At 47.7% G+C, this 19852-nt stretch carries 14 protein-coding genes, 1 tRNA gene and 1 pseudogene; 5 read left to right on the plus strand and 11 right to left on the minus strand.

The window, feature by feature from the left end; translation table 11 throughout:
• Window positions 1-26: 26 nt before the first annotated feature.
• On the minus strand, window positions 27-1049 hold the full coding sequence (gene queA, locus A3OW_RS0116550; RefSeq protein WP_020564565.1) for a tRNA preQ1(34) S-adenosylmethionine ribosyltransferase-isomerase QueA: 1023 nt from the start codon (window positions 1047-1049) through the stop codon (window positions 27-29).
• A 78-nt stretch (window positions 1050-1127) separates the two neighbouring features.
• On the opposite strand from queA, the gene A3OW_RS0116555 reads away from it, so the two are divergent.
• Window positions 1128-1214: transfer RNA gene (locus A3OW_RS0116555), tRNA-Leu, on the plus strand.
• Between the two features lie 845 nt (window positions 1215-2059).
• On the opposite strand, the gene A3OW_RS0116560 is transcribed toward A3OW_RS0116555, so the two are convergent.
• The 7 genes from A3OW_RS0116560 to A3OW_RS0116595 form a co-directional block, all read right to left on the minus strand.
• Window positions 2060-4522 carry a hypothetical protein gene (locus A3OW_RS0116560; protein WP_020564566.1) on the minus strand — a complete coding sequence of 821 codons (2463 nt, stop codon included), beginning with the start codon at window positions 4520-4522 and terminating at the stop codon, window positions 2060-2062.
• A gap of 60 nt (window positions 4523-4582) precedes the next feature.
• On the minus strand, window positions 4583-5929 hold the full coding sequence (locus A3OW_RS0116565) for an IS5 family transposase (protein ID WP_020564567.1): 1347 nt from the start codon (window positions 5927-5929) through the stop codon (window positions 4583-4585).
• 526 nt (window positions 5930-6455) lie between these two features.
• Window positions 6456-6665, minus strand: a complete 210-nt coding sequence (locus A3OW_RS27990; protein WP_157385925.1) for a hypothetical protein — start codon at window positions 6663-6665, stop codon at window positions 6456-6458.
• A gap of 385 nt (window positions 6666-7050) precedes the next feature.
• Window positions 7051-9033 (minus strand): bifunctional DNA primase/polymerase, encoded by a 1983-nt coding sequence (locus tag A3OW_RS0116570; RefSeq protein WP_083918234.1) that lies wholly within the window; start codon window positions 9031-9033, stop codon window positions 7051-7053.
• On the minus strand, window positions 9026-9277 hold the full coding sequence (locus A3OW_RS27290) for a helix-turn-helix domain-containing protein (RefSeq protein WP_083918235.1): 252 nt from the start codon (window positions 9275-9277) through the stop codon (window positions 9026-9028). The genes A3OW_RS0116570 and A3OW_RS27290 overlap by 8 nt, the downstream gene beginning before the upstream one ends.
• 463 nt (window positions 9278-9740) lie before the next feature.
• A complete protein-coding gene (locus A3OW_RS0116590; protein WP_020564571.1) occupies window positions 9741-10754 on the minus strand; it encodes a hypothetical protein in 1014 nt (337 codons plus the stop codon).
• Entirely contained in the window at window positions 10754-11800 is a 1047-nt protein-coding gene (locus A3OW_RS0116595) for a tyrosine-type recombinase/integrase (RefSeq protein WP_020564572.1), read from the minus strand. The genes A3OW_RS0116590 and A3OW_RS0116595 overlap by 1 nt, the downstream gene beginning before the upstream one ends.
• Window positions 11801-12433: 633 nt before the next feature.
• Here A3OW_RS0116595 and A3OW_RS28695 point away from each other — a divergent pair.
• The 4 genes and pseudogenes from A3OW_RS28695 to A3OW_RS26065 all read left to right on the plus strand — a co-directional run.
• A pseudogene (locus A3OW_RS28695) lies at window positions 12434-12895 on the plus strand (tyrosine-type recombinase/integrase); the annotation flags it as partial.
• 16 nt (window positions 12896-12911) lie between these two features.
• Window positions 12912-13385, plus strand: a complete 474-nt coding sequence (locus A3OW_RS28700; RefSeq protein ID WP_232422463.1) for a tyrosine-type recombinase/integrase — start codon at window positions 12912-12914, stop codon at window positions 13383-13385.
• Window positions 13386-13497: 112 nt separating this feature from the next.
• Window positions 13498-14640, plus strand: coding sequence for an XRE family transcriptional regulator (locus A3OW_RS0116605; protein WP_020564574.1), 1143 nt, complete (start codon window positions 13498-13500; stop codon window positions 14638-14640).
• Complete coding sequence (locus A3OW_RS26065; protein WP_020564575.1) at window positions 14640-15053, plus strand: PIN domain-containing protein; 414 nt, start codon at window positions 14640-14642, stop codon at window positions 15051-15053. The genes A3OW_RS0116605 and A3OW_RS26065 overlap by 1 nt, the downstream gene beginning before the upstream one ends.
• Before the next feature lie 373 nt (window positions 15054-15426).
• Here the strand turns inward: A3OW_RS26065 and A3OW_RS27295 are convergent, their stop codons facing one another.
• From A3OW_RS27295 to A3OW_RS26585, 3 genes are read right to left on the minus strand one after another with little or no spacing between them, the layout of a single operon-like run.
• A complete protein-coding gene (locus tag A3OW_RS27295) occupies window positions 15427-16188 on the minus strand; it encodes an SIR2 family NAD-dependent protein deacylase (protein ID WP_026223672.1) in 762 nt (253 codons plus the stop codon).
• Between the two features lie 45 nt (window positions 16189-16233).
• Window positions 16234-19323: a type I restriction endonuclease subunit R gene (locus A3OW_RS0116620; protein ID WP_020564577.1), complete on the minus strand. Its 3090-nt coding sequence runs from the start codon at window positions 19321-19323 to the stop codon at window positions 16234-16236.
• Window positions 19324-19821, minus strand: a complete 498-nt coding sequence (locus A3OW_RS26585) for a hypothetical protein (RefSeq protein WP_020564578.1) — start codon at window positions 19819-19821, stop codon at window positions 19324-19326.
• Between the last annotated feature and the right edge of the window lie 31 nt (window positions 19822-19852).

Here is a 19852-nt window from a genome sequence, read left to right on the forward strand (position 1 = left end):
AATCTTGCAAAACGAGCTATTTCCAATCACCGGCTCAGAAACATCGCATCGCCGTAGCTGAAAAAGCGATAGGAATGTGCGACGGCGTGCCGGTAAGCCGCCATGACGTGATCGTACCCGGCAAACGCGGAAACCAGCATCAGCAGCGTCGATTCGGGCAGATGGAAGTTGGTTAAGAGGGCATCGACCGACCGGAACCGGTAGCCCGGCGTAACGAACAAATCGGTATCGCCGAAACCGGCGCTCAGGATCCCGGTTTTCGAGGCCGATTCCAGCGCCCGGACCGCCGTGGTGCCGACGGCGACGACCCGCCCTCCCCGGCTTCTGGCTTCCTCGACCGCGGCGACGGTGTCAGGTTCGACGGCGAAATATTCCTTGTGCATGACGTGCGCCGACAGGTCTTCCACACGTACCGGCTGGAAAGTGCCGCTGCCGACGTGCAAGGTGACGAAAACGCTCCGCACGCCTTTGTTGCTGATTTGTTCCATCATCGCCAGATCGAAATGAAGGCCGGCGGTCGGCGCCGCGACCGCGCCCGCTTCCCGGGCGAAAACGGTCTGATAGCGGGACAGATCAGATGCCTCGTCGGCGCGGCCAATATAAGGCGGCAAAGGCATGTGGCCGATGCGGTCCAGCAGAACCGGAAGGGGAAGGCCGCCTTCGAATTCCAGTTGAAACAGATCGTCCGCCCTGCCCAATACCGTGCACCGATGCCCGAGTTCCAGTTCGATAAGGGTGCCGGCCTTGGGCGCCTTGCTCGCTCGGACATGGGCGATGGCATGGCGCTCGTCCTGAATGCGCTCGATCAGGATCTCGACCTTGCCGCCGCTTTGCTTTTTGCCGAAGAGTCTGGCGGGGATGACCTTGGTATCGTTGAAAACCAGCAAATCCCTTTCATCGATCAAATCGATGAAATCGGCGAACTGCCGGTCGGTCAGTTCTCCCGTATCCCGGTTCATGCAGAGCAGCCGGCTGGCCCTGCGTTCGGGCAAGGGATATTGCGCAATCAAATGCTCGGGCAGCGGGTAATTGAAATCGCTTTTTTTCATGGAAAGATGGCGCTCGAATGACGCGGTGAAAATTGTATTGGAAATTTTAAAAAGGCTACATTATAATGTGTTTTCTTTGCCGGGGTGGCGGAACTGGTAGACGCGCCGGATTCAAAATCCGGTGATGGTGACATCGTGTCGGTTCGATTCCGACCCTCGGTACCAGTAAAAACAAGGGCTTAGGATTGTTATCCAAGCCCTTTTTTATTGTCTTTTTATTCACGTTCCACTCACGTTCCATTCAGAAAAAAAATCCCACAACAATTGCCGAATGCCAGCCACAAAAAAGCCCGGCATTGTCCGCCAGTAATCACGCTCCCGCAAACCCTACCGTTTCCGCCATTACCTCATGCAGTGGCCCGGTCGATTGTTTCCAATCTGGAGCATAATCAATTCCCTAGCATGATTCCGTGCCAACTCTCTGAAAGACCCGCCATCCGTGTATTACAGGCGGGCATGATATTTGCTTTAGGTGTTGTTTCCTGAAAGGAGCATATCACTGCATTGCCTATCCGGTGGATGCCGGGTAAAAGCTCCAGACACAAAAAAGCCGGGTTGCCCCGGCTGCGATTCAATTTTGCTCTATTTTATTCCGGTCTCGCGCGCGTGCGCGCGTATTGCTCCGAAAATTTCTGTCATTATTCCATATTATTTTATTCCGGTAGCTGCCTTGCTTGGTTAAATCCTATTGTTTCCTGTTTTATTCCGGGAACGGCTCATTTGTCTTAAGGTATGCCATTGAAATAAAAGCGAGTTATTGAACTGACTCCTTTTTTTATGGCATTTTATAGCACTTTGCCATATTTCTACACAAGTCGCACTGAAAAAGAGCTTAGGAGAAATATTGACCAGAAGCTGACGATCAACATTTCTATATGAATGTCCCCTCGGTTCCAGAGGGTAGTCAATCGAATGTAGAAATAATGGATCTTGCAATTTTAATTTTATCAATTTAGCTACTGGTCCATTTTTTAGGTTCATTTTTCTTAATTTAATTAATTATCTGTAGATCATTTCCTTTTCTGATCAACAACTTTCTTAACTGATAAAAAACTCTCTTCTTGGCTCTGAATCAAAGTATCGAAATCGTAATATGTTGCTTCAAAATTTGAATTATGCCATTGATTCACTAAATACTTTCTAAAGCATAGGGCTTTATGATACCTATCATTTATATCAAATGATGACGCTAGTTTTGATATCTCGACCCGTGAATCTGAATCAAAAACTGGCGTATCGGTAGATACTGCATCTAAAAATGCAAATGAACCGGTCCAAAATCTTACGTGATAAATGCCTACTGTCGTTGCTCTAAAGTGAAAATTTTCAGGCGGATTGTCATCTTCAACTTGCAGTTCACGATAATGGGCATGTGGAGTTTCAATAAGTTTTTTTGTTGCTAAACGTCGTAAAACGTGGCGAACCTGATCAGTTACAAAGCCTTGTCGTAACATTTCTTCCAGCAATTCTTGTCCATTCACAAAGCCATCGTTATCTAATATCCCATAGCCAGTATTCAAGTAAGCTATAACCAAGCTTGCTAAAAAATGTTCGCGCGGATCAGCAGAACTAATATCAAAAATATTACAAGCTACTAATGAAGACTGTGAATTAAAATATGCATATTCACCAAAAAGAGCATGTTTCGTGAATTCGTGTAGAGGAATAGTATAATTCCCTGTTTGATCTTCAATTCGTACTATTTTTTCTGAATCAACATTAGGACTACCAAAAAAGCCAGTAATTAACTCAATAACAGCACGAGTATTTCCTCCTGTTATATTACTCAAGAACTGCCTGATAGTCTCACTAGTTCGGATTGATCTTAGTGTGGCTTTTAAAAATGAAACAACACTTCCACTATGAAGGCGAATACCTTCCAATTCTGCAGGTGCAACTTTTCCTTCAGCAACTCTAACAGCAAAAAGAAGACGCTTTTGCACTACTTCATCGGCAGGCGGGGGCGCGACCGTCAAAATTTTGTTTTGATATGCAGAAAGAGTACCAGTTGTCTTTGATAGATAAAAAGTACTGGGCCGTAATGACACGAAGACTAGAAGATTTCGAGAAGCGGCAAGTTCTTGTGCGATTAAAAACGTTTCTTGTTGAACTTCGAAAGTGCGTTGATCAGCATTATCAAGTACAAGTATTATTTGTTTATTGCGGCCACGGGCGAGATGACCAAGAGAAGCTAGAAGATGCTTATCATGCATATCAATTTTGGCGCTAAGAAATGCAATTCGTTCTCGTTGATAAGCTACATTATCAAGATCTTTTAGAGATCCTTTAATACTGTTATCAAACTCCACTAAGTCTCTATGGTAAATGGCATTTACAAAATTCGTGCTATTAATATCAACTTCATACTTATTTTTAAGTACAGCTGGAATTTCTGAAAGGATATAAGACTTTATGCTTTCCGATAAATTCGCTTTTATTCCAAGATTGATATGAATGAAATATGTATTGGCTTTTTCGAATCCCTCCAAGTTATAGTAAAGGTTTTCAAAAAATGATGTTTTCCCAACACCAACATCACCGATTACCACTATAGGTCGCGACCCCATAGATTGATTAATTGTGGGGTCATTGAATTTCACCCCACCTACTTCATCGATTGTTGTGATTGGTTCGAGCGCATTAGGACTAACTCCATTTTGCCCAACACGCTTATAACGTGCAGCAATGATATTTTTACTTAAAAGTAAATGTCTATTATTTGCTTCAATAGAGACATAACATTCAGCATAGAAAGAAGTTTTTAGCGCTGGATTATCTTCGATTTCTTCTAGAAGAAGTGCGGATAAAGACCTGAGATTTTCTTGAAATTTGTTCCTATATCGATATTTAAACGGCTCAGATATTGTCGAACATGCTTTTTGGGGAATTCGTGGATTACGATGAAAAGATAAATTTCTATATGCCCGATTTTCAGTAATTCCTTCAGGTGATAATAGTTTCCATAGCAAGGGAAAATTCTTTACATACGATTCAAATCCATCAAAAAAGAAACATTCGCCTTCAAGGGGGGAGTGACCTGGAATAATAGCTTGAAAAATTGCAATTTGGGGACCATTACATACAATCGCGATCTGAGCTCCATGTATTGCGCAATAAGGGATTATTTGTTTAACTGCATCTTCAAATATCTTAGAAGAACGTAAAAGCGGCTCTATTTTTCGCACATAGGTTAGCGCGCTAATAGGCGGCACATCGAAGTTCTTTGACTCCTTCTTGGCTTCTAAGACCGCTTTTGGCGGGCGTCCCAAAATATAATCAGCTCTACCTCCAAGTTCATCGGATTTCTCAACCTCAATGTTTAACTTATCCCAGCCAAGACATTCAGTAAGAAATCTATCTATAAATTGAAATCGATTTTGTGCCTCGCTCCAATGCGAGCTGTTTTCTGGAAATTCTCTCAGGATATGTTCAAGTTTTTTTTGCCCTTCTGTAAGCTCAAAAAGTGCCCGCATACAATTCTCCTTTTACTTAGTCGTCCCTGAAAAAGTCATTTTTTTGAAAAAAACAGCTCATTAGGAAACATAAACAGATTCCTGAACCGTTTTATTTTGTAAAAACCGGCAGATGGCTTCCCCGATTTCCGGCCAAAAAATCCTCAACCGCCTGAGGATTAAACGCATGTTGTGTCCAGCGGCGCAGAGAACGGCATTCATGGCATCACCGAGTTGGCCTTTCAGGTAATTTCTGCTCAGCAAGCCATCGTTCTTCATGTGTCCAATCACCGGCTCGATGGCATTGCGCCGTTTTAACGCGGTTTTCAACCGTCGGGTATGGACTCCCCGTTTTTGCCTTGACTTGTACAGGGTGACACCGGGTATTTCTCGCCCCCGATAGCCCAAATCCACAAAAGCTTCTTTGGCTCGGGTACCGCTCAGGATTTCAGCTTGTTCCAGGCAGGAGTACAAGGTATCGCCGTCATAAGGATTGCCGGGAAAGCTCCTGGCGCCCAGCACGAAATTACTTTTATTGGTCACCGTGATGCCGACTTTGACGCCGAACTCGTATTTTTTGTGTGCTTTCCCTTTACTGATGCATTCCACTTCCGGTGCATGAAAGCTGTAGAGTTTGTTTTTGTCGGTGCGTTTCTGATTCAGTATCCGCTGGGTTTTGGCCAGGGCGTCCTGAAGCCCCCTTTGCGCGGCCAGCTCCTGTTGCGGCAGTTGCCGCAGGATATCCCGATAAACACGACCGACCAGGGTTTTCAGTTGCTTCAGGGCTTTTTGCTTACGCTTCATTTGCTTGGCATGATGATAACGATGCGATTGCACTAACAGCAGCGGTGCCTTTTTATTGTAGTTCTGTCGCAGGGGCAGCCCGTGTTGTCCAGCCAGCTTGACCAGCTCCCGACGGCATTTTTCGTACAACTTGCCGTCCGTCGGAAAGCCAACCGCTTTTTCCTGAACGGTAGTATCGACGGTGACCGATTGAAAATCTCGTTTCTTCACGGTCCGGGTAGCGACGCCCGCCTCGATCGTCAATAACAACAGCCACTCACAGCCGGCTTCACCGATCCGTTGCCGCCATTTCGTCAGCGAGGTCGGATGACAGGGAACCTCATGCTGAAAAAAGGTTTCGCCACAAAAGTACTGCCAATAACCGTTTTCAACCCAGCGTTTAACGACCGCTTCATCCGATAAACCTTCCGCATGTTTCAGATAATGCAATCCGGCGATCAAACGGGTCGACAACGCCGGGGCGCCTTGTTCTGCTTCAAAAAACGGGCCGAATTCTTCGTCCAGCCGAGCCCAGTCTATTTTGCTGGCCAATCGATAAAGTTCATGTTTCGGGTTCAAAAACTCGTCCAGGCGAGTTTTGAAAAGGTCATTTTGCACAACTTCCTGAGGACGTTTGGGCTTCATTTTTCGGTGAAAATTTGCAAGAAAATAAAACCCATTTTAACATTTTCTTGCAATTTTTGACCTCATAAATATCCATTTATATGATATTAATCAATTTCTTATGAATTAATCAGGGACGACTACTTATGTTTTCGATTATGCCCGTCAGTCTAACAGAGTGATAGTCTCAGAGGCAGGGGTCCCTGTAGTTGATTTGTGGAAACGGTAGCAAACTTTTATTATATGGCCTTTATATCATAATAAATTTTTTCTACGTCTGAAAAACCCTACAGCAAATTCAATCTTAAATACGTCAAGGTAATAATGGCCACTCCCATAAAAATCTCTCTATAGGATTGATGTGAATGACCATTTTTTGTATTGAGTCTGCTAGTGGCGTGATGCTGATCGGCCAATCAAATAATTATTGCAAAGGCTGATTCGGCTCGTCATCAGTTGGACAATATTTTTTCAAATTATCAATTCCTGTTTGACGTTAATACCATTCGATGCCGGAATGGGATTCCATTCGGCACTTTTCGGCACTTTATTCCGGTACATCCCATGATTCGACGCAATCCTCTAACAGGCTGACTATCGCAAGCCCTGGGTGTGTATCGCCGCCGTATTCGCGAATATAGGGCAATAGCCGGGCAAATAGCTCAGGGCTAACCTCTAGCTCAACTCGTCTATAACCCTTCTTTTTTAGCCATGCACGGCGTTGTCTTTGGCGTTCTGCTTGGGTCGGTAAAGTCATCGGTTTAACTCCATTTTTTTTTCATCATAAGCTTATGATTTATCAATCGAATAGTGAGCTGACTGGTCCTACAAGTCAGGCGGTAATTTCAGGTTTTTAACCAGTCTATGGATGTGTCATTTATCAGCCGGACAAGACGGACAATGCAATCAAAACCGACCTGTCATAGGGTAGCCCCTGTTTAGGGCATATAGGGTATATAGAAAAACTCTAATATACAATTTTTGCCCTTCTTGAAACGCTGAAAGCCGTGCCATTCCTGCAATAGACCCAATGTGCCCAATATTCCCTATAATCCCTATATACCCATAAATGGGGGCCACCCCCTCCGTTAAATTTAACGGCATTTTGACCGCACAGGGCATATTAACAAGCTCTAATATTTCTAAATGACTTCGTAACATTTCGTTTTTCCAAAGCCTGTTAGGGAGACTTTGAATTTAGGATGGGTGCCTCGGATATAATGGTTCAATAGGCTTTTTATCTTTTTGGGTCCAAACAAATCAGACTTGCTCTTTATGTAATCAATAATGCCGCCCTGGGTCGTATGTCCAGCCCTAATCGCCTGCTTGGTTAAATCGATAAATTCCCTGTCTTCTTTCGACAAAACGTCAATGACATCGTCTATGGGCGTTACTTTTCGGTTATTGTTGATGTCGATATGAAACGATACGGGGATGAACAGGGCACGCTTTTTATCTGGCCGTGTCGTTATCTCTAAAATGTTGGTGGCTTCATTGAGAAAGCCGTCAAAATAAATCAAGTCATCAAAATCGTTTCTTAAATCCACGGTACCTTCGTAGATCGGAAGGCCGTTTTCATCCGGATATTTATTGGTATGGCCCAAGGCGCATACCGTAGCGCCTCGCACCGTCAATGCTCGCAGCAATTTATAAAATTCTTTGGCTTTCGGCTTATCCAGGACATAAACAAACTTTTTTAAGGTGTCCAGAATAAAAACCATATGCTCTAGCGATTGCCCGGAATCAACAATTTTGCGTAGTTTTAAAATAACATCCTCGGTCGATTTGCCGACATGAGCGTCTGGCGCAATGACTTTATAACCATGCTGGGTTGCATGGGCGTAATGGTGTTTTAAATCGTCGGCTCCGGCGTCGACATTGATATAAAACACCTCCATACCGGCTGCACAAAGCCGTTCGCAAAAATAGCGGAATAAGGCCGATTTGCCGCCATTGGCAGGGGCTGCGTATATAGCCAGATGACCTTTTACAATCACGTTCGGGATTAGAAATTCTGCGTTTGCCATTTCTTCCACCAGTTCATGAGTCAGCATCAAATCATCAAACAGACCGCTGATATCGACTTCTTCCGGCTCCGATTTATTATCTGAGCTGGAGCGCTCTTTTTCCGCTTTAGCCTGTTCCTGCCTATACAATCGCTGATTATGCTTTGTTATTTCCAGATTCCAATTCAGCGCCGCTGCCCAATCGCCGCCATACTCTAATAACCGCATACAATCGAAGGCGTCATGGGCAAAGCCATCGTTTAGCACATCGCCGCCGTGCGAATAAACGCGCTCAATCCCGTCCTTGCAGTTCTGTACGATGACCGCGCCGGGGGCTTTGGATTCGCTGCCGGGACGGATGAATCTGTCTTTGCCTTTCTGTTTGTAGCCGTTACGTAGCAATACGTCAGCCACACTACAAGACTGGTTAAATTCATCGATAGGGTCACGCCAGCCGGACAAGTGCTCGCCTTGTTGTGGCCGCCGTGGGGCTTCTTTTGGCGGCTCCTGCTCGATACCTAAGGCCGATTCAAAGCACAGCTTCCAGTCGTCCCAATGCGTCAGCATATCCAGCAAAACCGGCGGGGCTTCGGGTATCGCTGCTGGATTGCCGATAAACTGATAATCGCCGCCTTCCGGGTGCTGGCCATGAATCACGTCCTGGCAATTGCCAGAGCGCAATTCAAAAATGGTCTTGCCGTCATGCGTTAATTTCTTTGCTCCTACGGCCTGAAAGCCATCAGAAAGCCGGAATAAGAGCTTGCCCCGGTTCGGCTTGGGGCTTTTGATTTCGACGCGCTCAGGGTCTTTTAACCAGGCTTGGGTGGGGATGCCTGCTACATCCTCCAATAACTCAATAGCCTGAGTAAGGTTGTCCAGATCAAGAGCCAGCGTATTCGACGCGCCGTGAAACAGGCCGAAGTTATAGCCTTGGCAATTCTTAAAATCAGCCGGATTATTGCTGTAGCCATGCGGATTATTCACGCTCCTTGGCTTGTTCCAGCCAATCGCTGCCGAGCCTTTCGGGCCTTTTGCAGGTTTCCCGTTTTCGGGTGGAATTGGTACGATGTACAGCCCTGCCGCGCAAAGCCGAGTAATATTATCGTGCATGTTATCCATTCATGCCCCCGGCTAATAAAACGTATTGGGCTACTCGATGGCGTCCTTTGCCGGTATGCTCGGTCGACCAGTGAGTAATGATATTGTGGCCGCGCACCCTGAGTTCCTGAACACGCGCTGCGGGATGCATAACATCCAGCTCGGCTCTGGCTTGTAATGTTGTCAGCGGCCCATTTCTTAACCGCTCGATAATACGTTGCCGCTGCGCTGCGGTAGCGCTAGAATATTGCTTGTGGGAAGTCATTGATTATTTCCCTTTCGTCATCACGACGATAGTAAATTTGCAGGATGTATCAGAAGCCGCTTGGGGAACGCCATCCCCGGCGGCTTTTTTGTGTGCGGTCATCATGCGCCCCCGTTCTTCCGTTCAATGCATACAAAAAATTCCGCCTCATCGATCAGGATGCGCCGCCCCACTTTCTTGAAGGCGGTCGCAAAGCCGTTGCTGTCCTTGTGAAAAATCATATGACGCAAGCCCCCTTCTGGCGGCCAGGCGTGGTATTGGTTCCAATCGGGAACCGGAATTAAGCGGGTTGAGGGTTGTTTTTGTTGAAGCTCGTTTAATGTGTCTCTCGGCATGGTGTTACCCCTTAAATTCAGGATTAGTGAATCGCCGCAAACTGTTGTTATTTGCGGCCTAAGGGGGATTAAATCATAAAAATTTTCCTAAATTTCCCTGCCCGGGAAACAAGGAAATCAGCGGGAAATTATTTTTGATTGCGTATGATGGTCATATCATTTTGAAAAGTTTTGCGGCTTAGTGGGCTAGTGCTTCTGTCTTGATACATAAATATAAAGTTGTCATGCCCAATTACTTCTTTAATGGGGCCGGCTTCAGTAGTACATTTCTTCAATTCCGCCCAAATTTTATCGTTGCGCTTGGGTTTCTCTAGTCTTTCCCATATTGGGCGAAAAAAATCTTGCCGCTCTTTTGGTCTTCCATCGCCTTCGGCTGAATGCGTTTCAGTGGCTTTTCTTTTGACATCTATTTGAGTATTGCGCCGCCCGGTTCGGGGTTCTTTTTTATCCCCGCTGCCTTCCTTTTCTACGTTGAGTTCAGGCGCAGGGAAAGAACAATCAAGCCGCGGTAAATTATTCTTCAACCACTCGTTAAGGTCATCCCAATAAGCCTCTACATGCCAACCAAATACCCTTGTGCGCTGATTTGATGGAATCTTACTGTCAGGCTTGTAGACCGTTAGCTTGCTGGGGATAGCGTTAGCGTCCCTTTCCAGCATGGCATATATATCTCTGGCGCTTGCCCCTGTACGATCCTTAATGAACTCTGAGGCTTCTTTTAATGTATACCGTCCTGCCGCATTCCTTTCTCTGGCTACTTCCGCTTCCCTTTGTTCTCCTTCGGCGCTCAATTCTTTCTGGCGCTTCTCGAATTGCTGAACCATGCCATAGGGTAGAGAAACTTCGCCACAAGCCTCTATCACATCCGGTTCGCCAAAAAAGATAACCAAGTCGTTTAAACTCCATTCTTCCCGCTGACTTCTCAGCAATTGCTCAGCCTTGGCTATCTTTTCCAGCAGGTCATCTGGTATGGTTCCTTCCATCCATTTCTTACCCGGCTCTTTGTTAAACGGGTCTATATGAAACGCCAGTCTTGAGGCTTGAGCTGGGGTGATATTTGACAAGCTTCCCCAATAGTCCCAGTCTATTGGTTCGCCGTTATGGACTTCCTCGACAAAATCGCTTAATTCTGCCCTGTTCATCAAACACCTCCGAATATCTTAGCGTTCATGCTGGCCACCACGTTGCTTACATGGCCGTCTGAAAGGTGAGCGTAACGCTTCACCATAGCTAAGGTTTTGTGTCCCAATATTTCCGCGATTTCGGCCAAACTGGCGCCGTTCATGGCTAGATAAGACGCGGTGCAATGGCGTAGGTCATGCCAGTGGAAATTATCGATTCCAGCGCGTTCTAAGGCGTATTCGAAAGCACTTCTTAAATTGATGGGCCTATCCCCATGCTTGGCGGGGAAAAGCAAATCAGTATCAATGCGTCGGACTTTGGCGTGTTCCCGTAGCAGTTCCAGGCCATGCCCGGCTAAAGGAACTCGCCGCCGGTCGCCATTCTTGGTTTCGTGCAGAATCAGTGCCCCGGCCTTCAAGTCTACATCCTTCCATTTCAGCCCCATCAACTCACCTTGTCTCATGCCGGTACCGATTGCCAGAATCACGGCCAGATAAAGGTATTCGTTTTTTGATTCCTTGCAGGCATCAAGCAACCGCTGCCGTTCCCCGTCATTCAGGAATCGAACCCGCCCGCGCGGCTCCTTGGGTTTCTTAACCTTCTGTGCCGGGTTTTCTTGCATCCATTGCCATTCATTCACGGCAATAGTAAAGGCATGGGAAAGCGCCGCCATGTATCGAACCACGGTGGCCGGGCTTCGGGATTGGCTTAGAGTGTCGCGGCATTCAACCAATAAAGCGGGATTGACATCGGCCAGCATATAGGGGCCAATCTGTTCAGCCCACCATTGCATTTTTGCTGCCCGCTCCTTGCGTTCCCGCTCGTTATATCGGGGCACAACATCTTTAATGTACCGATTCACTAAATCGGCAAAGGTGTGTTTTTTGGCTTCGGCGGTTTTGAAGTGTCTGCCTTCCTTTATGGCGGTTTCAGTCCGTTTGGCCCATTCCCGCGCATCCGTCAACCTGTCGAATGTGGCGGTTTGTACTGGATAGCCCTTTAAGCGAACACGAACGGTATAGTAAGGTTTGCCCTCGTTTGTGGTGCGTTTGGTGATGCTTGCCATAATTGCTCCTTGGGAAGCAATCGGCATCTTGATAAAATGCGTTCAGCCATTGCTTAACCCTGCTTGTTAAGTGATGGATAGGGCTTTTAGGGTGTTGGTAGCACCTTAAAGGCCCGTTTTATTTGTGCTTTTGATTATATCTCACGTTCCACTCACGTTCCACTAGCTGGCAAAAAATGACAAAAACAAGGGATAAGCAACAACAATTAAAAATGAGTAACATTTTGATTTTATTGTTATTGTCTTTTGTGATGTGTTGTGGTTTTTGGGATGTATCGGATTCAAAATCCGGTGATGGTGACATCGTGTCGGTTCGATTCCGACCCTCGGTACCATTTCATGGTTCGGAGCCGTGCAAAGAGATTCGAAAACCCGCAAGCTGTCTAGCTTAGCGGGTTTTTTATTGTCCGGCGAAGTACAACGAAATGAAATAACAATCACCGCAAAATGCAATAACTTCCGCAATAATCTATAATCGCCTGAAAAAGTTATTGCATTTTATTGCTTTAAGGTGATTCAAGTTTCTGAATATAAAAGAAAAGATAACCTGATTCCGTCGGATGTAGCGATTAAAAACGCCAAGCCGAAAGAGAAACCTTACCGGATAAAGGATGCCAAAGGGTTTACTTGCTGGTGAATCCGGACGGCTCGAAATGGTGGCGGATGGAATACGCAATCGACGGCAAAAGGAACATGCTTTCGATCGGCGTTTACCCCACGGTCAGCCTGGCCAAAGCCCGGGAAAAATACCGGGCATTGCAAGCGATGATTGCCGGCGGCATCGACCCCAGCGAGACCCGCAAACAAGCCCGGATCGAAAAAGCCGAAGCCTTAGACCGGGAGCAACGGAAAGCAAAGGGCATCCCGATTAAAGGCTCTTTCGAAGAAATCACTCGCACCTGGATGACATCCACCGCCCATACCGTCCGGGACATGACTCGCCAAAAGAAAATCAGGCGTTTCGAAAGGCACGTCTTTCCGGCGATCGGAGACAAAGACATGAAAGAAATCAAATCTCCGGAAATCTACGGTCTACTCAAGCCGCTTATAGCCCGGAACGAACTCGAAACGGCGCACCGCGCACACAGCGAAATCAGCGCCGTTTTCGCCTATGCCATTGCTCACGGTTTCGCCGACTACGATCCGGCGCAACCTGTCGGCACCCAATTGCCGCCTCAAAGTAAAGCATCGGGCGGCCCTGACCGAGCCGAAAGATGTAGCCGGGCTGCTCCGGGACATCTTCAGCTACCAAGGAACCTTCGTTGTTCAATGCGCCTTCCGGTTTTCGCCCTTGGTTTTTCAACGTCCCGGAGAGATCCGGCAAATGGAATGGAAGGATGTCGACCTGGCCGCCAGAGAATGGCGCTATTTCGTCACCAAGACCGAAGTACTAAACATCGTTCCCTTGTCCAGGCAGGTCATTGAAATACTGCAAGCCATCAGGCCGCTGACCGAATCCGGTCGCTACGTATTTCCTTCCAGCCGCGGTGACGACCGGCACGATAAGGACCGTGTACAGCATTTGGATGGAAGGCGGAAAATGATGCAGGCCTGGGCCGATTATCTGGATGCGCTGAAAGCCTGAGCTCGTCAGCCGGAATAGTCCTGGTGTCGCTAATTGACGTTTACATTAAGCAACCAAACAGAATAATCACAGTAAAACTTGACATAACTTGACAAAGGCTTATACTTCGCGCATGCAAAAGAGACTGAATTTATCCAATGCACAGCAAGCCATTGAGGTAGCGGGGCTAACTCAAACCGCAATTGCCGATGAATTGGGTGTATCTAAAGAAGCCGTTTCTCAGTGGCTTAATCATAAGTCTTTTCCACGTCCTAACAAATTGCTTCAACTTGGCAAATTACTAAATCTGGCTCTCAACGAACTTGTCATAAAGGAAGAGCCAAATGCCCCCAAAGTCGCCTTTCGTAAAATGAAAGGCACTAAAACCAAAGACCACCATATCGAAAAAGCTCAAGAAATCGGCCGGTTTTTACGTCAATTAGCGCCGTATTTACCGTTCGATACCTTGGAAATGCCTCCAGTGCTGAAGTCGCCTAATTGTAACTATGACTATTTGCACAAAGCTGCTGCAAAAGTACGGGAAGATATTAACTTAAGCGAAACAGACACTATTGATTTTCTTCACTTAATTCGTCGCTTTCGCGATCTGCAGGCTGTTGTAGTGCCCGTGATGTGGGGCTGCAAGCAACGGCATGAAAATGCCATTCATATTTATTTGCCAGACTCCCAAAGTACATGGGTTTACCTCAATCTCGACACCAATATCCATGATTTTAAATTTTGGATGGCACACGAATTGGGACACTGCCTATCGCCCAATTTAGAAGGGGATGAAGCCGAAGACTTTGCCGACGCCATTGCCGGCAGTTTGCTATTCCCGCATGAGCTTGCCGAACAAGCCTATGCGAGCCTTAAGCGACACCGTTCACCTGCATCAAAAATTGCCCACGTCATCGATATCGCCAATACTCAGATCATCTCGCCTTACACCATCATAGGGCAAGTCAAAAAATATGCCGCCTATGCTAATAAGCCTGAAATCGATTTGAGTCAAGGATTCAACGGCGCTGTGACAAACCTCAATAAAAAATACCCCAATGTCAGCGAAATGCTTTTGAATGACGTGGATCTGGACAGAAATGGAAAACCGAGCGCCAGAGATTACATCGCCAAAGTGGAGCATGCTTTTGATACGCCGTTTTTCGACATATTACGGCGCTATTTGAAACAGCACAATAAAGGAGCAGGGTTTGTTCAAACTGTGTTGGATATGCCGTTACTCGATGCACGGAGTATCCACGCAGAGTTGACCTAATGGCCCAGTCGAAAATACTCGTCGATACCAATGCTTATCTTAGGCTGGCTAAAACGATTCGCCCTTTATTGTTTATGCCATTCGGCGAAAATGAGTATTGCCTGTATATCCTTCCGGAACTTAACGAAGAACTAAAAAGCCACAAACTGCAAAACACCTTCTATTGGATAACAGAAGACGAATACGTAAAAAATCGACGACACTTTCTAAGCATTGGTCGGAAACAAAAGAAAGCTATCAATCAGGCATTTGAGTATGTTTGGGATTATGTGCAAACCGATTTGCCGGGCCCGTCGCGCGTAGATGCCCTCTACGTGGCGCATGCCATCGAACTGGATATTCCAGTTGTCACCGACGACCAGGATATGACCGGCCTAGCCAAGGCCTTTGACGCCAAAGTGATGTCAACTTAGAACTGCTAAAAATCATGCTGGACTGCCGCCACACGGATATGAAGACCATTAAGTCGCTTTGCGAGTACTGGCGACAATTTGGAGACCGTCCTGCCAATATGGAAGCGGACTTTAAGCGGCTCTTCCCTGATACCTAATTGCAATTCATCCTTTAGTCGAGTATTGCGCTTTCTCTTACAAACTTACTGCTGATCGCCTGTCTTAACAACTGATGTTACGCAGTGCCCCGCTGATAGCGTATCATGACCGAAGAACTCGCCCCATTGGGTGAACTCCTTGTTGCTGCTCACTGCTGTTTATTACCTTTATTAATCTGTAATTTTCTCGCCAGCACCCCCTGGGACAAAAAATAGCTGTCGACTCATTCAAAACATTAAAAAATTTCTGCTAGGGACGTCACTAAAGCAGGCATAATCTCGCCAACATTTCCCTTAAAATGGTAATGAGCTTTGCTGTCCAGCGGTGTGGGTGTCGGATTGATTTGGATTAGTTTGGCACCGTGAAGGACTGCTCTCTCCGGCAACTGAGAGGCAGGCCAAACTAACGATGAAGTCCCGATAGAGAAAAAAACGTCGCATTCCATTGCGGCTTTTTCAGCCGTGTTCCAATCCGTAGAGGATAACGGCTCCCCAAACCAAACTACACCCGGACGAATGGGGCCATTGCATAGACTGCAATTAGGGGGTTCCAAGCGTCTGCTACCGGCGGGTTCATCTGGAATACCGACTGGAAATGTATAAGGACTGCCACAATCAAAACAACGAGGTTTATGCAAACTGCCGTGCAAATGCGTAACACCTCGATTGCCTGCGCGTTCATGCAAGTCATCCACATTTTGCGTGATTACCGTCAATCTTTCTGAATAACTCATTAAATCGGCAATCGCCAAATGTCCAGCGTTGGGCTCTGCCTTTAAGACTTGCATTCGTCGCCACTCATACCACCCCCATACCAAAGCCTTGTTCGCCAGAAAACCGGAAGGGCTTGCTAACACATGCGGATCGTAATGTTCCCAGAGTCCGGTTTGTGCATCCCTAAAGGTAGGTATTCCACTTTCCGCTGACATGCCAGCGCCTGTGAATACGACAATATGTTTGGCTCTAAGCAGGCCCAGTAAAAAATCCTCGGTAAACATCGATACGGTAATAGAAAAAGTATGAAAAAAACATTTTTAGCGGCTTCAATTTCCTGGATTGGATGGAATCATGTCATAAATAACCTTTGATAACACGGCAAACGCCGCATCCTCAAATGCCTTATCTTCCATATAGCGTGTGACAATTTTGTCGTTCTCGCTCATCCGTTGAATCATCAGGTCTTCCAACAACCGTCTTAGCCCAAGTTGAAACTTGTCAAACGGATTGGCTTGCCGTAGTTGAATTACCTCTGGGGTGTTGGCGGCTTTTTCCTTGATTTGCTCGAAGAACAAGCGGTCTTCTTCGGTAAAATTCGTCCCAAACCGATTGTTCAATATCTCGATGATTTCCGATAGCGGGGCTTTTTCGTCCTTGGCTTTGCCGGTGCCGACATCGGTCGGGCTTTTGACCGTGTACTCGCCTTGTTCATCCGCCAGATCGATCGCGCCGGAAAATACCCGTTGCAGTCGGTAATATTGCAAATCGACTTCGTCTCCCAGCTTGACGTTGGTGTTATCCCTGTTCAGCGGTAAATGCGGCAATAAAAAGCGGCCAAAACTATACAGCATTTCCAGATCGGGATCGGCATAAGGCATGATCTGACTCAAAAAGGCATAAACCTTGACGTAGCCGCTTAACTTGTCCCGAAACGCAGACCGCTGCTCTTCATCGCTCGTCGCTTTGAACCGATCCACTGCCGGCTGTAAACGGCGTTGCAGGCGGGCGTGATCGGCCGGATTCTGTTTGTTCGGTGCGCGGTAGAAAATACGGGCAAACGCTTCCACCTCGCTCCAATGGTAAACCTGCATGCCGTCCAGATCGTGCTTGATTTGTTCAAGCAAGGCTGGATCGGAGGTTTCCTGCAAACTGGTGGCGTCGTAATAGGGTTTGAACGCTTGATAAATATCTTCGGCTTCATTGACAAAATCCAGCACGAACGGCGTTTCCTTACCCGGCAGCATCCGATTCAGGCGCGACAGGGTTTGCACGGCCTGAACGCCATCCAGACGCTTGTCGACGTACATCGCCATCAACTTCGGCTGATCGAAACCGGTTTGATACTTGTTGGCGACCAATAACACTTGATAATCGGGTGAATTGAAGCGTTCCGGCAATTGTTTTTCGCTGATCGATTTGCCGGTCACCACATCGCAATTCATGCCCGGCTCCGTGTATTCCAAGCCAGTATCGGGATCGCGCACCGTGCCGCTAAACGCGACCAAAGGCTGCACATCCTGATAACCGTGTTGCTCGATGTAAGCCTGGAAAGCCTGCATGTATTTGACGGCCTGCAAGCGCGAGCCGGTCACCACCATGGCCTTGGCTTGACCGCCCGAATGATGCTTAACGTGGCTGCGGAAATGTTCGACAATAATCTCGATTTTTTGGGAAATATTGGTCGGATGCAGCACCAGGAATTTAGCCAAGGCCCGTGCCGCCTTTTTCTTCGGCAGGTTCGGGTCGTCCTCCATCGCTTTGACCAATTTGAAATAGGTTTTATAAGTCGTGTAATTTTGCAACACGTCCAGAATAAAGCCTTCCTCGATGGCCTGCCTCATGCTGTACAGATGAAAAGGTTCCGGCTTACCGGTGCCGCCGACGCGGCCGAACAGCTCCAAAGTCTTGCCCTTGGGCGTGGCGGTATAGGCAAAAAAACTGACGTTCGGCTGCCGGCCGCGCGAGGCCATTACCTGATTCAAACGATCTTCCCAATCGGTTTCATCTTCTTCGCCGTTGGCGGCATTCGCGCCCAAAATCGACTTTAATTCTCTGGCCGTCTCTCCGGTTTGCGACGAATGGGCTTCATCGACAACCACCGCATAACGCCGCTTGCCGATCTCAATTTCCCAGGCTTTGGCTTGCGCTTTGCTGGTTTCATCGGCCCCGTCGATATTGTCGGCGCCAGCGGCATGCAATAAGCCGCGCAACACAAACGGAAACTTCTGCAAGGTGGTAATCACGATTTTGGTGCCGTCGATCAAAGCCGCCGCCAACTGCCTGGAGTCCTGATCGATGGCCTTGACCACGCCTTGCGCATGTTCGATTTGATAAATCGCATCCTGCAATTGCCTGTCCAACACCTGCCGGTCGGTAATCACAATCACGCAATCGAACACCTTGTGATCGTCAGAATTATGCAAACTCGCCAAACGATGTGACAGCCAGGAAATCGAATTGGTTTTGCCGCTGCCTGCCGAGTGCTGAATCAGATAATTCTGGCCGGGGCCTTCCACTTGTGCGGCAGACACCAGTCGACGAGTGGCATCGAGTTGATGATAACGCGGAAAAATCACCGCTTCTTTCTGCATCAAGCGACTGCCGCCCTTGCCGTCTTCGGCTTTCTCTTCCTTGCGCTCAATGAAAATAAAATTGCCGAGAATGTCCAGAAACTGCTCGCACTCCAGCACATCTTCCCAGAAATAACCGCTGCGGTAACCGGACGGGTGCTGCGGATTGCCTGCCCCGCAGACGACTTCACCCGGATGGCTACCGCGATTGAACGGCAGGAAAAAAGTCTTTTTGCCCGCCAGCCGGGTAGTCATGTGGACTTCGTCCGGGTCGGCGGCAAAATGCACCAGTGCCCGCTGCTTAAACTCAAACAACGGCGCGCGCGGATTGCGGTCGTTGCGGTATTGATTCACCGCATGCCGCCAATTTTGCCCGGTCCAGGGATTTTTCAGCTCGCAGGTCGCCACCGGCAAACCGTTTACGGCAAACAGCATGTCCAGGGTACTGTGATCGCCCGGATGACACGGCACCTGCCGCGTCACCGTCAGCCGATTTTGTCGATAATGCGCCAGCACTTCGGCATTCAAGCCGTGCGCCGGTTTGAAATAGGCCACTCGAAACGTCTTGCCGTAAAACTTGAAACCGTGGCGCAACACGTACAGCGAGCCTTTGATCGCCAGTTCCTTGACCAGCTCTTTGATCAGCAGGGTTTCCAGATTGGCACCGTGCTGCTCGCGCATGCTGTCCCAAAGCGGCGTTTGGGTGGCGGCGATAAAATCGGTAATTTGTATCGGAAATAAAGCTTTTTCTTTATCCCAATCTTTCGCCGAACCGGCTTGCCAGCCCTTGGCCAGCAGCATTTGCTCGACATAACTCTCGAAGGCTTTTTCGGTGGTTTGCTTCATCTAATCATCCATGTTGATTGTTAATTGCACGCCGTCACACCGGGGTTGCTCAGCGGTGCTATAGGCTTGGTCAACGCGGTTAGGTTTATCCGGATAACGCAAGGATAGCAAGCCATGTTCTACCATGGGGTTGAGAAAGCGTTGGCGGATGCTTTCCGAATTGCGATCAAGCAAATTGGCGATTTCATTTCGGGTGAGCCAGCGATTCATGCAAAGCCTCAGAATAATCCGTTCCATTTCTTTAGGCATTAGCCGCTGCTGGCTTCTGGCTGGGGCAGCCGCGGCCAGCAAATCGGCGTTATGTAGGGAGTCAATGCCTTTATGTAGGGAGTGACCGGGCCTCGCTATCCGATAACGGCTCCAACGCCCTTGCCCCACTTGTTCCAACGCACCCTGAGCCACCAGACTTTGCAGCAGGCGCGTCACATCCGCAGCATGCAACAAGCAAATCTGCCGCATCCGGGCGTTGTCCACATCGCCTTCAATATCGGCGGTCACCAGCGCCTGAACCTCATTGCCGAATTCATGG

The sequence above is a fragment of the Methylosarcina fibrata AML-C10 genome (genome assembly GCF_000372865.1).
Lineage (GTDB): Bacteria > Pseudomonadota > Gammaproteobacteria > Methylococcales > Methylomonadaceae > Methylosarcina > Methylosarcina fibrata.

Coding starts and splice junctions, on each gene's coding strand:
- queA (WP_020564565.1), bottom strand. CDS start 1,049: ATGAAAAAAAGCGATTTCAATTACCCGCTGCCCGAGCATTTGATTGCG.
- A3OW_RS0116560 (WP_020564566.1), bottom strand. CDS start 4,522: ATGCGGGCACTTTTTGAGCTTACAGAAGGGCAAAAAAAACTTGAACAT.
- A3OW_RS0116565 (WP_020564567.1), bottom strand. CDS start 5,929: ATGAAGCCCAAACGTCCTCAGGAAGTTGTGCAAAATGACCTTTTCAAA.
- A3OW_RS27990 (WP_157385925.1), bottom strand. CDS start 6,665: ATGACTTTACCGACCCAAGCAGAACGCCAAAGACAACGCCGTGCATGG.
- A3OW_RS0116570 (WP_083918234.1), bottom strand. CDS start 9,033: ATGGATAACATGCACGATAATATTACTCGGCTTTGCGCGGCAGGGCTG.
- A3OW_RS27290 (WP_083918235.1), bottom strand. CDS start 9,277: ATGACTTCCCACAAGCAATATTCTAGCGCTACCGCAGCGCAGCGGCAA.
- A3OW_RS0116590 (WP_020564571.1), bottom strand. CDS start 10,754: ATGAACAGGGCAGAATTAAGCGATTTTGTCGAGGAAGTCCATAACGGC.
- A3OW_RS0116595 (WP_020564572.1), bottom strand. CDS start 11,800: ATGGCAAGCATCACCAAACGCACCACAAACGAGGGCAAACCTTACTAT.
- A3OW_RS28700 (WP_232422463.1), top strand. CDS start 12,912: ATGCCATTGCTCACGGTTTCGCCGACTACGATCCGGCGCAACCTGTCG.
- A3OW_RS0116605 (WP_020564574.1), top strand. CDS start 13,498: ATGCAAAAGAGACTGAATTTATCCAATGCACAGCAAGCCATTGAGGTA.
- A3OW_RS26065 (WP_020564575.1), top strand. CDS start 14,640: ATGGCCCAGTCGAAAATACTCGTCGATACCAATGCTTATCTTAGGCTG.
- A3OW_RS27295 (WP_026223672.1), bottom strand. CDS start 16,188: ATGTTTACCGAGGATTTTTTACTGGGCCTGCTTAGAGCCAAACATATT.
- A3OW_RS0116620 (WP_020564577.1), bottom strand. CDS start 19,323: ATGAAGCAAACCACCGAAAAAGCCTTCGAGAGTTATGTCGAGCAAATG.